Raw genomic sequence first — 15,946 nt, 5'->3', positions numbered from 1 at the left:
TATGATACAGTACAAAACAACATCAAGCGTTGAAGAACTAAAGCAAATTATAGCTTTACAATTTAGTAATTTACCTCAAAACTTAACTGATATTGAGAAGAAGGAGCAAGGTTTTGTAACTGTACAACATTCTATTGAGCTTTTAACACAAATGCATGATATCCATCCTCATATTATTGCTAAACATGGGGAACAAGTTATTGGATATGCTTTATCCATGTCTAAAATATTTAGGAAAGAAATTCCTGTTTTAGTTCCTATGTTTAATGAAATTGATAAATCTTCTAAAAAAGAGGATAACTATATTTTGATGGGACAAGTTTGTATTGATAAAAATTACAGAGGCAAGGGTATTTTCAGAAACTTATACGAAGAAATGAAAAATGCATTTTCTAATACCTATGATGCTATTATTACTGAAATTGATGCTAAGAATATTCGGTCTTTAAACGCGCACAAGGCTATTGGATTTAAAGAGTTAACTATTTATAAATCTAATAACCAAAATTGGATTATTGTTTATATGGATATTTAATACGGTAAATCTGCTGGTTCCATAAAACTAACTTCTGGATTGTACATTTCTTTTAAAACCTCTTTTATCTCTACCATAAACTCACTCAATTTCTCTTCTGTTACTAAATTATCTGGCTTTCTATAATTTGATGAGAAATTCATTTTTAAAAACCCACTTTTTAAATTCTTGAAAGAAATTATTCCCGCTTCTATTTCTTTAGAAAAATCAAACTTAGTATTTTGAGTATATAAAAAAGCATATAACATTACTTGTATTGCTTTATGATATTTTAACTCACGAATACTATCAAAATCGATAACTTTCAAATTGGTTGAACTAACCATACCTGTTTTATAATCAATAATTCGGGTTACTCCGTTTAGTTCATCAATTCTATCAACCTGTCCATGTATTTTTATCGGAAACTCTATTCCTTCAACAGCTATTTCAGCAGCCAAGTTTTGCTCTGTTGCTATAATTTTTAATTGGTTATTTTTATCTTTTAATAATTGCTCCTCTTTTGTTAAAAAATTTTTCACAAAACGATTTGCAACTTCAAAAACCAACCTGTTTTTACCCGTTTTTATATCTCCGTTTCTAAAATGCTTTGAAAAGAAAAAGACAACAAGTTCTTCTCTTTTCTTATGCATTTGCTGTACATCCTCTAATTGTAAAAACTTATTTAAATACGGCTTATATAATTCTTCCAGAGTATCATGAACTACTGTTCCCATTGTATTCGCTGCCACAGTTTCTTCTACATTTTCAAACTCATTTATTTTTAAAACTTTTTGTTTATAAAAAGCTATCGGATTGTATAAATAGTTTGTTAATGCAGACGGTGATATCCCTTTTCTTGCCAGTTCTTGCAATCGTTCTAAAGCTTTTTCATCTTTTTGTATTTCTTTGAGTTTTACTGGTGATGTTACTACTTTTGGACTTATTGTTTCCTCAGTAATATCATCTCTCATCATTTCTAACTGTGTTACAAAACGGCTTTTTTCTCCACTTCCAAATACATCATGTTCAGTATTATACAGTATATAAATGTTCTTTGCTCTTTGTAATAATCTAAAAAAGTGATAAGAAAAAAGAGCATCTTTTTCCTTATATGTTGGAAGTCCAAATGCTATTTTTACATCAAAAGGAATGAATGTATTTTGCTGACTACTTGCTGGCAACACTCCCTCATTTACTGAAGTTATAATTACGTTTTCAAAATCTAACATACGTGTTTCTAGCACTCCCATAAGTTGCAAACCTTGTAAAGGTTCTCCCTGAAAAGACAAACTTTCTGATTGAATTAACTGTTTAAAAAACTGATGTAATGTTTTTAAATCTTGTACATAATTAAACTCGTTATGTAAGTTTTGTAATTGTGTAAATGCTGTATAAAACCTAAACAAGTATTCTTTCTCTAAATCGTTTGCTGTATCTTTTAAAACATTGATGAGCTCTAATATTCTTGATAAAAAATCGCTTATTGATGTAAATGGTTTAAAAACATTATTGATTACCTCCTTTATTTTATCTTCTAAAGGAAGAAGAAACTCATTAATTTTCTCTTTATCTACAAACGTATTGTTCTCTTTTACGATAGCTTCAGAAATTACATCTGCAATATTTTTTTGTTCTTCTATTTGTAAAAGTCTATATATGGTTGCGTCTTTTACCAATCGAACAACATCTTTATGATAAAATAACCCTTCTTCTTGTTTTTGTAATTTTTCTTGATTGATAAACAATTGAAAAACAGCAAAAATTAAACTTGTTGTAGGAATATCTTTTAGTGGATATCCCATTGTTATATTTATTGCATCTACATTTTTTGGCAAGGAATTTAGAGTAATTGGTAATAAAGTCTCATCAGCCAGTACTAATGCTGTATTATTATAACTCGGTAATTTTGATAAAATCTCACCTGTATATTTTATTTGAGTAATATTTTTTGACGCTCCAATTACTTGGATGTTTTTTGGTTCAGAAAAATAATCTTTAATCGTTTGAATTGGATTATTTTGATAATGTTTCCAAGTAGTTTTATATTTTCTTAGAAAGCTTCCTGCTTGATGAGTTCCTTCATAAAACGTTTTTTCAATATCCCAGTAAACTTCTGTAGTTTCACTAGTTAAAAACTCTTGAAATATATATTCTTCAGCACTATTCAATGCATTAAACCCTATAAAAACATACTTCTTATCTTTATTTCTTTGCACATAATCCACTACTTTTTTAGTTGCTTCCCTGTACAGTACTCCTTGATAACCTATTTTATTGTCTGTTAAAAACTGATATAAAGATTCGTATAGTTTTTCCAACTCTTCCATAAAAGAAAAGTGATCTTTGATTAGTTCAGTTTCTTTAAACTCTCCTTTTACCGACCACTTTTTTAAACGGTGTATATCTCTCAAATACACAAAAATATCACGAGGATTAATTAAATGTTGATCTATCTCATTAAAATCTTGTAATACTGTAAATGCCCAAGAAGAGAATTTGTCAAATGGATCTGGATCCTCTACTATTTCTTTATAAATTGTATAAAAATGAAATAATAACTGAACACTATCTGCTTTTTTTATTTCAGAAATTTCTTCAACAAAATCGCCAATGTTAACTATATGAGGTAAAAAACCTGCTAAAATTTTATTCTTAAAATCTTGTTTAACAAATACACCTGCCCTTTGAGATGGTAATATAAACACAACATTTTCAAACGTTTTTGTTGTTTGCGAAATAGCATCCAAAGTCTCTGAAATAAAGGAATTCATCGGGTTTTTATTATTTAAAAATTGAAAAAGGTTTTTATTATTATTTCAAAGCCGAAAGTACAATATTTATATTTTTCACATCCATTAATAGCTTTTTATAAATTAAAAATTTATATTTGGTTTGCTTAATTAAAAATTATTTTTATGAAAAATTTAAAATCTTTAAGGGAATCCTTAACAAAAATTGCAAATTCTAAAGAACTTAGTAATCAAGAATTAAAAGAAATTAAAGGTGGTGGTAATATTGGTGATTGGTTTGCCACATTAGAAGAATGTAAAGCTGAATGTTGGGGAGCCGATTGGTGGTATCATCCAACAGGTGGTATACATGGTGAATCAGCAATCTGCACCTATGTTGGAAATGGTTATGAATGTGACCATGACAGTTAATTAAAAGATATACTTATTAAATTATCGGTAAAGCCTCATTTTTATTTTAAATGAGGTTTTATTATTTTAAAAATGCTTTAAAAAGAAACTTATGCTAAAATCCTTAATTAATGACATTACAGACAATAAAAACATAGCTTCAAATATTGCTTCTGTAATTAATATTCATTATCAAAATGTAAAAATCAATGCTATAATAATTGTAGGTAGTAACCATCAAATTAAAAATCTAAAGAATATAAACAATAAAAATTCTGATGTTGACATTATCATATTGTCAGAAAAAACAAGTAATCTTAAACAATTCAATTATGACTATGAAGGTATCAATCTAGATATTATTCTAACCAATCCAAATAATATTCTTTCATTAATTTTAGAAGCATTTAATGGTTCTAAACAAGCAGGGAAAATATTTTCATCCTCTATATTATATTCTATCGTTTATGATGAAAATGGAATTGGAAAAGACTTTATGTATACAGTACAAAAAGTTTACTCCTTGTTAAAAGAGTCTTACTTACCTAATTACTATACAAATAGTCTTTTTCTACATAATATAAATTCCAATTTAAATGATATATATAAACAAGATTTAGTAGCCAACTTTTTCTCTTTGCATCGTACATCAACTCAGATATTTGATTACATCTCTACACTTATATACCCCTTTAAAACATCTGGATCCTATAGAGGTAAAGTCTTTAATCAAAATTTTCCTAATGAATTCAACAACGAATTGACGCCTTATAAAAACTCAAACAATTACTTTGATTTTATTGAGTCTTCTGTTTCTAAATTTGCTCCTGTTTCTAAAACTAAATTTCAAGCTTTTCTTTATTCAGATGAATTAAAAAAAGAATTAACATTTAATAAAAGTGTTAGCTCATTTTTCTTTGGATATGATAATTTACTATTTGAAAAAGAAATCATCTTTCTAACAAAAGAAGATATCTCTAAACTACAAACAAAGTTAACTCCTATAAAACTAACTAATATTATTCCTTTGTTAGTTGAAAGTGAATTAAATTCTTTTTATCAATTCCTTAATTATTTATCTACAAAATATATTTTTTCTTCATTGAACGATAGAAAAGAGGTAATGGAAAAAATCTTATATCAGTTTACAGAATCAGTTGACAAAACAACTATTGAAAACTCTTTAAAAACAATAACTTTAATTAAAGTTATTGTTGATATTATAAAAGAGTCGAAAACTATACCTATAAAGGAATTTAGATCTTGGTTAGAAAGCTTTAATTTAAAACTAAAGCAAGAAGATATGCAGAGCCTTGAAAATCATCAACTTCTACCAGAAATTTTTTCAATAATAAATAACAGTTCTTCTATAAAAGAAAAAGAAATAAAAACTAACTTTATCTTTTTTAGTATTCTTAAATCACTAAGAATAAAAGTAGAAGACATTGACTTCTCTTAAAAACACAAAAAGATGAACTCAAAAACATTAAAAATTGCTCTTATACAAGCTGATCTTGTATGGGAAAATCCAACTAAAAACAGAAATCGCTTTCAAGAGAAAATTATGGCTATTTCTGATACTATCGATTTAATCATTCTTCCTGAAATGTTTACTACTGGTTTTTCTATGACCCCAGAAAATATTGCCGAAACTATGGAAGGAAATACGGTGAATTGGATGCTTAAATTAGCCAAAGAGAAAAACTGTGCTATTACTGGAAGTATTATTATTACTGAAAACAGCAATTATTATAATAGATTACTTTTTGTTCATCCTTCGGGAAAAATAGATTCTTACGATAAAAAACATACGTTTACATTAGCTGGTGAACATGAAGTATATACTGCTGGAAAAACTAAAAAGATTATTGATTATAAAGGATGGAAAATATGTCCTTTAATTTGTTATGATTTACGCTTTCCTGTATGGGCTAGGAATACTGAAAACTATGATTTATTATTATATGTAGCCAGCTGGCCTAAACCTCGTATTGAAGCTTGGGACACTTTATTAAAAGCTCGTGCTATTGAAAATATGAGTTATACTATTGGTGTAAATAGAGTAGGGGTTGATGCTAACAACTATGAATATAATGGTAACTCTGTTGCTTATGATATGCTAGGAAACTGTGTAGATAAAAAGAATGATAACGAAGAAGTTTCTATAATAATTGAACTAGATAAAGAATCTCAACTTAAAGTTAGAAATAGATTTCGCTTTTTAGAAGATCAAGACAATTTTATATTTCAATAAAAAAGCAACCTTTAAAAGGTTGCTTTTTTGTTTTAAGCTGGTATCATCCACTTAAAATTAAATTTGGTGTCTGGAACTACAATACGTTCTGTAATTCGATACATTCTATCTGGTAATTTCATTAAGAAATCTCTTGCTTTTTCTGCCTCTGGAGTTAAACCAGTGATTTTATCAATCTCCCAAGCTTTGTTTAACTTCCTTAAAATATCAACATAGTCAAAACCTGTATATACACCTATTCTTTGAGCTACTGTAGAGAAATCATCAAATAAACTTCCTTTTTCTCCAAAAGACTCTCTTAAGTGCATTGCAGGCATTACTATTTTATGCTTCATCATGTGTTGAAAAGCTAACATCATTTCACTTGGATCTATTTTAAATATTTCCTTCACAAAATCTGTATAAGCAATGTGATGACGCATTTCATCTCCAGCTATAATTTTAGACATTTTCGCTAAAGCCTTATGTCCTTTTTTCTTAGCTATCTTAGCTACATTATTATGTGAAATATACGTTGCTAATTCTTGGAAACTTGTATATACAAAGTTTTTGTAAGGATCAGTAGCTGTTCCAATATCAAATCCATCAGCAATTAAATGCTGAGTAGAAATTTCTACTTCACGCATATTTACTCTTCCTGAAAGATATAAATACTTGTTTAATACATCTCCATGACGATTTTCTTCTGCTGTCCAAGCGCGAACCCATTTTGCCCAACCATTATCTGGTTGCTGTGTTACTCCATCCAAATCTAATAACCAAGATTCGTATGTTGGTAAAGCTTCTTCTGTGATTGTGTCTCCAACCAAAACTACCCAAAAATCATCATCAAGCTCTTTAGAAAGTTCTTGAATTTCTTTTACTTCTTCTATAAAAGAATCTTTTTGAGAATTTGGTAAAAAATCTGTTGGTTGCCAGATTTTTTCAATTGGGATTAAGAATTTGTCTACAAAACTGTCAATATTTTTTTCCAGCGTTTGCATTACTTCCTTTCTAATGTTTTGTAATGACATAATTATATTTAATTTTAATTTTTATAAGGGGGTTATTCAATTGACTCTTTGATGGTCGACTCTACATTTGCTATCAACTCATCAAACGGTAAACTATCAATTTTTATTGGTTGGTGTGTTTTAATTTTGATGGGACTTCCTAAACCTAATGGAAATTTACCATACTTAAACACTTTCCATGAATTGTTAATTGTTAGTGGCACAATATACGCTTCAGGATTATACTTTGTAATCATTTTAAGACCATTAACTGAAAATGATTTAGGTTTTCCTGTTCTACTTCTTGTTCCTTCTGGAAATATAGCCGCAGACCATTTATTTTTATTAATTCTTTTAGAAAACCCTGCTAACTCTGTTAAAGCTTGTCTAGAATCTTTTCTATCAATTAAAGCCGCTCCTCCATGCTTTAGATTAAAAGAGATACTTGGAATTCCTTTTCCTAGTTCTTTTTTGGATACAAATTTTGGGTAGTGTTTCCTAAAATACCAAATAATTGGCGGAATATCAAATGTACTTTGATGATTTGCAACAAAAATTAGTGTTGTGTTTTCTGGCAAATCATGTTTATTTTCAACTTTTACTCTAATTCCTAAGATTAGAAGTGATTTAATTAAAAACCAATTCATTATATCTACCACATTTTGATGTCCATTTTGACCAAACAATTTTAGGCCAATCCATTGTAAAGGATGAAATATTAATAGTAGAGAAAAGAACACCAATGCAAAAATTGATGACAATATATAGCTTAAGAATTTCATTATTTTATTTTTAATAATCTGCAAAAATAAAAAATCCCGCGAAAGCGGGACTATATATCTGTGTTAAAACCAATTATTCCATGGAATTCTTGATAGTACTATTACCAATGCTAATCCATAAAAAATTGCAAAAGTTTTAAATTTTGCTTCACTCTTAACTTGCTTTTTATGCTTTGACCAACCAATTGTTATCAATACAATTGCAATAAGCATCATTATTGGATGCTCTAAGGCTAACAAACGTGCTCCAGAATCTTTCATAACCTCTCCTCCGTTACTTTTTAAGGCTTTATACCAAGGAGACATAAAATACCACCCTAAACCTATTAATAATTGAATGTGAGCCGTTATTAAAGTAAATAAACCTAAACGGAATTCTTTATGAGTAAATTCTTTTTTTTGTACTAAACCAATTATTGCATTTATAACTGTATAAACTAATACGGCTAATACTATATATGCCCAATAAGAATGTATTGTTTTCATCATATCTTCACTTAATTTTATAGAGTGATGTAACTAATAATTACATCAAAATTTGTTAGTTTTTGTTACTTGCAAAGTTACTGTTTTTTATGCATAAAAAAACCACCTCAATTGAGGTGGTTTTAAATTTTATTCTTTGTTAAGAATTAGAACTTATAAGTAACTCCAAAGTTCCAAGTTCTTCCGAATCCGAAATAAACTCTGTTGTTTTTGTTAACTCCATTCCAGTTGTTGTTTGGATCAGAATCAGCAGCGATGTTTGTATCAGAATCAGAGATATAAACTTCATTAAATAAGTTGTTCGCGTTAGCTCTAAACTGTAATGAAGACTCTTCAGTTAAATCAAACTTGTATGATAAACCTAAATCGAATAAATCATAGTTTGGTAATTCGATAGCACCATTACTTTGAGTTGGTACGAAATCAGAATATAAGTTTGAGAAGTAATTCCAATCAGCATCAACTTTGAATCCGTCTAAGAATCTATAAGAAGCTCCTAATCCAATAGTTGTTTGAGCAGCATCTCCTACTTTAAATCCATCAACATCAATTGAGCTACCAATATTAAGACTTCCATTAACAACGTTTAATTGTTCGTCGAATGCAGTTACTTGTGTATTTCCAACATATTCCCAATCTCCAAAAGAACCGTATCCTTTTAATTCTAAACCATTGATTGGTCTATAAGTAAAGTCAACCTCTAATCCTTTGTGAGCCTGTGTAATACCTTTGTATAAGAAAGTAACTACTTGACGAGCTCCGTTGAAAAATCTAAAAGTCGTATTTCTGTTTGCTCTGTTTTCCCATACTGTATAGTATAAGTTTACGTTAGCAGCAAATTTCTCTCCTCTATGACCGTAACCCATTTCTAATCCAGAAACTAATTCGTTAACCATTGCTGGATCTACTTCGTTTCTAAAGTTTAAGAAAATATTATCGTGGAAAGGTTGACGAGAATAGTGTCCCATGTTCATGAAGAAGTTATTCTTTTCATCAAACTTAAAGTTAATTCCTCCTTTAACATTATATCCTACGTTATTAACTTTTTCTGATTTGATATCAGCTGGGTTAGCATAGTTATGATAGTCATATCTTTGGTGACCTTGAGTAGATAAAGCACCTTGCACATAAGCGGACATATTATCATTCTTAAACTCAAACTGAGTAAAACCTCCAATGTATTGGATAGTCTCTTCGTAATCCCAAGCATATCTTTGGTTACGATCGTTATTTGGGCTAAATAAAGCACTCCAAGGGTTAGCTTCAAACGCTTCAGTTAAAGTATATGTTCCTTTTCCTGGGTTTGTAGTTGTCATTCCTTGTAATCCTAAGAAATCAACGATATTTCTAAAGTGAGTTCCTTCATAGTGTCTTCCATCAACTCCAATATTCCAAGTCCAGTTTTCATTTATATCTAAGTTATAGTTAGATACTAAACCATACCACTCGTGGTTGTTAACAGATGCTCTTAAAGCATATCCGTTTGCTGGGAAAGTTTCTTGTCCAATTCCACCTGCTATAGTAGCATTGTGAGCTCTTAATGCGTCAAAATCTACTTGTCCGTTAGCATCGTATCTGTCGCTTGATGATAATCCACCACCAACTCTACCAGTTCCTCCTCCTCGTCCCCAAGAAGCATATAATACAGTAGATAAAGAAGATACATCATTAATTTTATAATCCCAGTTTAAGTTAGCTACTGGTTTGTGGTAGAAGTTTCTTCTTTCAGTCTTATATTGACCATTTTCGTAACCCCAGTTATCGTTAAATCTATGACCTTTATCTAAGAAAGTCTGAATTGATTTAGAGAAGTTGTTATCGTGCCATTGTGGAGCACCAGTAATTAAGAAGTTTAAGTTATGCTTCTCGTTAATTTCATATCCTAATGAGATAAAGTAGTTTTGTCCTTGACCTCTAGTTCCATCGTTATATCCATCACCTTGCCAGTGAGTAAATAAAGCTGTAACTCCCCAAGGAGAATCTTCATTTTTACCTGTAGAGTATCCTACTGTACCTTTGTAGTAAGCGTCGTTACCAACTAATCCTTTTACAAAACCACCTTCTTTTTTATCAGTAGATTTTGTTACAATATTTACAGTACCTCCTACAGAAGAAATTGCTAATTTAGAAGATCCTAAACCTCTCTGAATCTGAACAGCGTTTGCAACATCTGTTACTCCAGACCAGTTAGACCAGTACATCTTACCATCTTCCATACCATTAATTGGTTGTCCGTTTAATAAGAATGCTGTATTAGATTGATCAAAACCACGTAAGTTAATTCTTGAATCTCCAAAACCTCCACCTTGCTTTGTTACATAAACAGAAGGAGTAGATTTCATAATTTCAGGAAATTCTTGGTTACCTGCTTTTTCTTGAATCTCTGCTGCTTTAATAGTTGAAACTGCGATTGGAGTTTGTCTATCTTTTACTAAATCTACAATTCCTGTTCCAACTACAACTATCTCATCTAAAATGTTAGCTGGTTCTAATTCAATAGTTCCTAAATTAGTACTTGCTGAAGAGTAAGCTACTTCTTTACTATTGTACCCTACGAAAGATACAACTACTGCTCCAGAATTTGAATTTGCGTTTATCATAAACTTTCCATCAAAATCTGTCGCTGTTCCATTTGTAGTCCCTTTAACTACAACGCTAGCTCCTGGTAATGGTTCACCCATTTCGTCAACCACTGTACCAGTAAGTTTAGTTTGTCCTAAAATTGTAGCCGTTGCAAAGAATAAAGCTACAAGTAAAACATTTTTAAATTTTCTCATTGTTTAATCTAATTGTTATTAAATGCGGAGGCAAAGGTCTTGCTTTTATACCTTGTTAATATTAACTTAATGTTAAGTTTTTTAACATTGACTTAACAGTGCCTGATAAACAAGAAGTTAAATTTTAATGTTTTTTTTTAGTTTTTTAGCATTTTTTTAGCAAGTTCTTTACCTAATTCAACACCAAACTGATCAAAAGAGTAAATATTCCACACTATTCCTTGTGTAAATATTTTATGTTCATAAGTTGAAATTAACATTCCTAATGTCTTTGGAGTCAATTTTTTAAACAAAAGTGAGTTACTTGGTCTATTTCCTTTAAATACTTTATAAGGTAGTAATTTATTTATATGGTCTAGTTTATTTTCTGTCTTTAACTCTAAATGAACTTCTTCTTTTGTCTTTCCATAAGCTAAAGCATCCATTTGTGCATAATAATTAGCCATTAACTTTTTATGGTGATCTGTTAAACCATATAATGATTCTTCATACCCAATAAAGTCAGTAGGAATTAATTTTGTTCCTTGATGAACTAATTGCATAAATGCATGTTGCATATTCGTTCCTGTACTTCCCCAAACGATTGTTCCTGTTTGGTAATTTATTTCTTCTCCATTTCTATCTACACCCTTACCATTACTTTCCATAATAGCTTGTTGTAAATATGCTGGAAGTTTAGATAAGTATTGACTATATGGAAGTACTGCTTCTGTTTCACTTCCATAAAAATTATTATACCAAACACTTAATAATGCTAAAATTACAGGAATGTTTTTATCGAAATCAGCTGTTTTAAAATGAACATCCATTTCTTCTGCTCCATTCAATAACTCTTTAAAGTTATCATAACCTACTGATAAACTTATTGACAAACCAACTGCTGACCATAAAGAAAATCTTCCGCCAACCCAATCCCACATTGGAAAAACATTTTTCTTGTCTATACCAAAACTATTTACAGCTTCTAAATTCGTAGATACTGCAACAAAATGTTTTGTTATATCAAAAACTGTAGCTGATTTTAAAAACCAATCTCTAATCATATTTGCATTGGTTAATGTTTCTTGAGTTGTAAACGTTTTTGATACTATTACAAATAATGTAGTCTCAGGGTCTAATTTTTTTAATACTTCTGAAACATGATCACCATCTATATTAGAAACAAAATGTGTATTTAGTTTGTTCTTATAATATTGCAATGCTTCCACTACCATATCAGGACCAAGATCTGAACCTCCAATACCAATATTAACTACATCGGTAATAGACTTTCCTGTATATCCTTTCCACTTACCTGAGATAACTTTATTACTAAAGCTTTTTATTTTTCTTAAAGCTGTTTGTACTTTAGGTTTTATATCCTTACCGTCTACAAGGACAGGTTCTTCAGAATTACTTCTTAAAGCTGTATGTAATACTGCTCTATTTTCTGTTTCATTTATTTTTTCTCCTGAAAAACATTTTTCTATTGCAGCTTCTAAGCCTACTTCTTTTGCTAGAGAAACCAATAAACTAATTGTTTCTTCTGTTATATGGTTTTTTGAATAATCTACTTCAAAATCATTATAACAAATAGAAAAATTTTTCTTCCTATTCTTATCCTTTAGAAATAACTCTTTTAAACTATTGTTTTTTGCTTCGTTAAAATGTTCTGTCAACTTTTTCCATGACTCTGTTTGAGTTGGATTTATGTTTGGTAAAGGCATAATTGATTTAGTGTTTTTCTATTACTTCTAATTTCTTAGCTAAAAGTGTATCTTTTTTTTCTTCAGCTATTCTAGGTTTCTTTTCTGGAAAAGGTATAGTATCCAACTGCTTTTTTAATGGTTCTATAAATTTAAAAAAAGTTGGTTTTATTTTAGGGTCTAATGGTTCTGCAGAAGGTAGTTTTTGTCTAAAAGGATCGACTTGTCTTCCATTTTTCCAAAATCGATAACATACATGTGGTCCACTTGTATTTCCTGTCATTCCTACCCAACCTATAATATCTCCTTGTTTTACATAATCACCTACTCTTACATTCCTTCTTTTCATATGTAAGTATTGTGTTGAGTAAGTACTATTATGTTTTACTTTTACGTAGTTACCATTTCCTCCTCTTCTAGCAGATTCTACAACGGTTCCACTAGCAGTAGTCATAATAGGTGTTCCATATTTAGCTGCAAAATCGGTTCCTTTATGAGCTCTAATTCTATTACCATATAACTTAATACGTCTTCTTAAGTTATATCTAGAAGATATTCTATATTGAAATTTTATTGGCGATTTTAAAAAGGCACGTCTTAGCATATTTCCTTTTTCATCATAATATTCAGCAATATTCTTAACAGAATCTGCTACAAATTTATAAGCGTGTAAATCTTCACCTTTATGATTGAAAATAGCTGCTTTTATTTCTCCATACCCAACAAAGGTAGTATCATTAATAAAACGTTCCTCGTAAATTAATTTAAACTTGTCTCCTTTCTGTAATCTATAAAAATCAAGAGTCCAAGCATAAATATCGGCAACAGTATTTGTTAAAGTAGGCCTTAATCCTAAGCTATCCATAGTTACTGATAAACTTGAATATATTTCTCCAGCTATTTCTTTTTCAACCGTTTTTACTTTTTTCTTAAATCTATATGCAGATATAATAGAATCTTTAAAATCTACTATCATTGCATTTACTTTATCTTGTTTATAAATAAAAACTTGTGCTTTTGCTAATGAATCTTTAGATGTTAAAATGGTGTATGCTTTTCCTGATCGTATCCTCCTTACATCAAAAGTATCTTTTATTTTTGTAGCAATTTGATTGATTTTTGGATACATCACATGATGCCTATCTAATATAATACCAAAACTTTCTCCGTTTTTTATGGTATCATTAACAATATCATAATCATCTAAATTATACCCAAATACATAAACAGGTTTAGGTTTCTCAATTTTAACAACTGGTTCTACAGGAGCTTTCTTTTCCTCTTTACACGAGATAAAAAATAAAAATACGAGACTAAGAAAAGGGAAGATGAGTTTTTTCAAAAAAGTTGTTTTAAAATTGAGTTTGTGCGCAAAAGTACAAATAAAAACTTTTGCTTTTAACACTTTAACAATATCTAAACATCTTATAACTCCCTATTAATCAACTATAATTTCAAATGGATTTGCTAAACCTTTATACGCTTCTAATTCAGCACGTAGCGAACCTACAGATAATGAGGCTTTCATTTTTATTGGAATCTTATTATCATCAGCAGTAATCCAAACTGTTACACTTTCTTGAGCTTTAAAAACTCTTCCTGCTTGTACTAAAGGTCTAAATTTTTGAGTCTTCACCTTACCAAATTTTGTTTTTAAAGTTTCAAACCCCAAAAAACGTAATTTAAAAGGATAGGATTTATCGTCCATAAACATATCTACTTTTATCTCTTCCCCTTTTTTCATCTTTTGGGTATCGTGACTTCTTAAAAAGTAAAAAGTAGAGATCATATCTTGAGGACCATTTATAGATATAATGCTATCTTTTTGTTTTAGAAAATCCTGTACATATGCTGTATTATTTTTATGATTAAATGTTATTTGACGATGTTTTTTATAACCACCTTCATCTATTTTCCTTTTAAACAAATATGGTTTTCCTGTATTTTTATCAAAATATGATTGATAATTATCATCTACTTTAAAAAACCATTTAATCATCCCTGTTGTCCATCCTTTTCCTGTAGCATGCAATACCCTTTTACCTTTTAAATTTTCTTCTTTTAAGGACAAGGTAGCATTACCGGCTTTTAAAAAACCGCTATAACTCATTCTAAATTTTAACCATTCTCCATCTTTAAACGCTATTGTTTTTTTTTGACTAAAACTTTGAATAGCAAAAAACAGTACGGAAATTAAAAGTATCTTTTTCTTCATGACTTTCAAACTTATGAAAAATGATAGACAATTACCATTCCAAAATAAAAAAAGAGGTTAAAACTAACCTCTTTTTAAACTTATCATAATGTTAAAACTAAAATGTACCCCAGTTTTTCAGCTCTTCTTCGCTCCATAAATATGGAAAGAAAACTCTTCGCTGATATTTTGGGTGTAAATATTTTCTCCAATTACTTCCACCTGTTGCTTCAAGTGCTGTATCGTCTCCTCCTAAGTATTTCCCAGCAGCATTATAATGTGCCATTACCCATTTTACATTAACTGTATAATCATAATGACGCATTGCTTCTATTAACTCTTTATTCTTTTGAACTTCATCAGGTAATTGCTTAAACTTTTTTGATAGGTTACAATCATTATAATCTTCCATAAAATCAATAAACTCACCCATATATTTCTTTTCAAATAACTTTAACAAGGTAGTTTTTTGTCCTGTTGAATAATTCTTACCTGCTGCTTGCCAATATAAATGGTCGTAAGCATTCTTAAATGAAGAGTCTCTATCAATCGTATCTCTAAAACGGGCATCAATTAAATTGATTAATTCTGTTGATGCAAATTCTATTTTTCTATACTGTGCACTTTGGAAACCACTTGCAGGTGTTAATGTATTTCTAAATTTCAAATATTGCTCTACATCCATTCCTTCTCCCATTACTGAAAAAGAGCTACTTAAAACATCAAAATATCTACTAATTCTCATTAGATGTTTGGTGAATTTTTCTGCAGATATATCATTTGATTTTGCAACTTGATCTATTTCCCAAAGAATCATTTTGAACAACAATTCATTTACTTGATGATACATGATAAACACCATTTCATCTGGTTGTGTTGTTCTAGGAATTTGTAATCCTAAAAGTGCATCGGTTTGTATATAATCCCAATAGGTTATAGGTTTACTCCAAAGTAAGCCTTCTAACATTGCTTCTACTGGCACTCCTAATTCTTCGTATTTATTTTCTATTGACTTTAATATTTCTTCTTTACTCATTGTTTTGTTTATTAAAAATAGGTATAAAATTCACTTTCGATTTTGTTAGTGAACTTTACGAGAAGGGAGATTTTATATTTAAA

Annotated in this window: 13 protein-coding genes; 4 read left to right on the top strand and 9 right to left on the bottom strand. The window is 29.6% G+C overall.

Features of this window, described 5'->3' with window-relative positions; all coding sequences use genetic code 11:
* Position 1: 1 nt before the first annotated feature.
* On the top strand, positions 2-535 hold the full coding sequence (locus MHN29_RS05555) for a GNAT family N-acetyltransferase (RefSeq protein ID WP_235274340.1): 534 nt from the start codon (positions 2-4) through the stop codon (positions 533-535).
* Here MHN29_RS05555 and MHN29_RS05550 read toward each other — a convergent pair.
* Entirely contained in the window at positions 532-3,288 is a 2,757-nt protein-coding gene (locus MHN29_RS05550) for a PD-(D/E)XK nuclease family protein (protein WP_235274341.1), read from the bottom strand. The genes MHN29_RS05555 and MHN29_RS05550 overlap by 4 nt on opposite strands.
* Before the next feature lie 144 nt (positions 3,289-3,432).
* Between MHN29_RS05550 and MHN29_RS05545 the strand changes: the two genes are divergently transcribed.
* From MHN29_RS05545 to MHN29_RS05535, 3 genes are all read left to right on the top strand, one after another.
* Positions 3,433-3,678: a hypothetical protein gene (locus MHN29_RS05545; RefSeq protein ID WP_235274342.1), complete on the top strand. Its 246-nt coding sequence runs from the start codon at positions 3,433-3,435 to the stop codon at positions 3,676-3,678.
* 91 nt (positions 3,679-3,769) lie between these two features.
* Entirely contained in the window at positions 3,770-5,116 is a 1,347-nt protein-coding gene (locus tag MHN29_RS05540; protein ID WP_235274343.1) for a hypothetical protein, read from the top strand.
* 12 nt (positions 5,117-5,128) lie between these two features.
* Positions 5,129-5,911 (top strand): amidohydrolase, encoded by a 783-nt coding sequence (locus tag MHN29_RS05535; protein WP_235274344.1) that lies wholly within the window; start codon positions 5,129-5,131, stop codon positions 5,909-5,911.
* Positions 5,912-5,943: 32 nt separating this feature from the next.
* Here MHN29_RS05535 and MHN29_RS05530 read toward each other — a convergent pair whose 3' ends face one another.
* From MHN29_RS05530 to MHN29_RS05495, 8 genes are all read right to left on the bottom strand, one after another.
* The gene (locus MHN29_RS05530) at positions 5,944-6,924 is read right to left on the bottom strand and encodes an acyl-ACP desaturase (protein ID WP_235274345.1); all 981 of its coding nucleotides are present in this window, start codon (positions 6,922-6,924) and stop codon (positions 5,944-5,946) included.
* Positions 6,925-6,956: 32 nt separating this feature from the next.
* A complete protein-coding gene (locus tag MHN29_RS05525) occupies positions 6,957-7,685 on the bottom strand; it encodes a 1-acyl-sn-glycerol-3-phosphate acyltransferase (protein WP_235274346.1) in 729 nt (242 codons plus the stop codon).
* 63 nt (positions 7,686-7,748) lie between these two features.
* Positions 7,749-8,171, bottom strand: coding sequence for a hypothetical protein (locus MHN29_RS05520; protein WP_235274607.1), 423 nt, complete (start codon positions 8,169-8,171; stop codon positions 7,749-7,751).
* 146 nt (positions 8,172-8,317) lie between these two features.
* Positions 8,318-10,948 carry a carboxypeptidase-like regulatory domain-containing protein gene (locus MHN29_RS05515; protein ID WP_235274347.1) on the bottom strand — a complete coding sequence of 877 codons (2,631 nt, stop codon included), beginning with the start codon at positions 10,946-10,948 and terminating at the stop codon, positions 8,318-8,320.
* Between the two features lie 137 nt (positions 10,949-11,085).
* On the bottom strand, positions 11,086-12,654 hold the full coding sequence (pgi, locus tag MHN29_RS05510) for a glucose-6-phosphate isomerase (protein ID WP_235274348.1): 1,569 nt from the start codon (positions 12,652-12,654) through the stop codon (positions 11,086-11,088).
* Between the two features lie 7 nt (positions 12,655-12,661).
* On the bottom strand, positions 12,662-13,975 hold the full coding sequence (locus tag MHN29_RS05505; protein ID WP_235274349.1) for a peptidoglycan DD-metalloendopeptidase family protein: 1,314 nt from the start codon (positions 13,973-13,975) through the stop codon (positions 12,662-12,664).
* A 96-nt stretch (positions 13,976-14,071) separates the two neighbouring features.
* Positions 14,072-14,848 carry a DUF3108 domain-containing protein gene (locus tag MHN29_RS05500; RefSeq protein ID WP_235274350.1) on the bottom strand — a complete coding sequence of 259 codons (777 nt, stop codon included), beginning with the start codon at positions 14,846-14,848 and terminating at the stop codon, positions 14,072-14,074.
* A gap of 97 nt (positions 14,849-14,945) precedes the next feature.
* Positions 14,946-15,863: a tryptophan 2,3-dioxygenase family protein gene (locus MHN29_RS05495; protein WP_235274351.1), complete on the bottom strand. Its 918-nt coding sequence runs from the start codon at positions 15,861-15,863 to the stop codon at positions 14,946-14,948.
* Positions 15,864-15,946: the final 83 nt, after the last annotated feature.

Origin of the sequence: Tenacibaculum sp. Cn5-46 (genome assembly GCF_022347705.1) — a bacterium.
In the GTDB taxonomy this organism is placed as follows: domain Bacteria; phylum Bacteroidota; class Bacteroidia; order Flavobacteriales; family Flavobacteriaceae; genus Polaribacter; species Polaribacter aiptasiae.
This window is presented reverse-complemented; position numbering and strand designations above follow the sequence as displayed.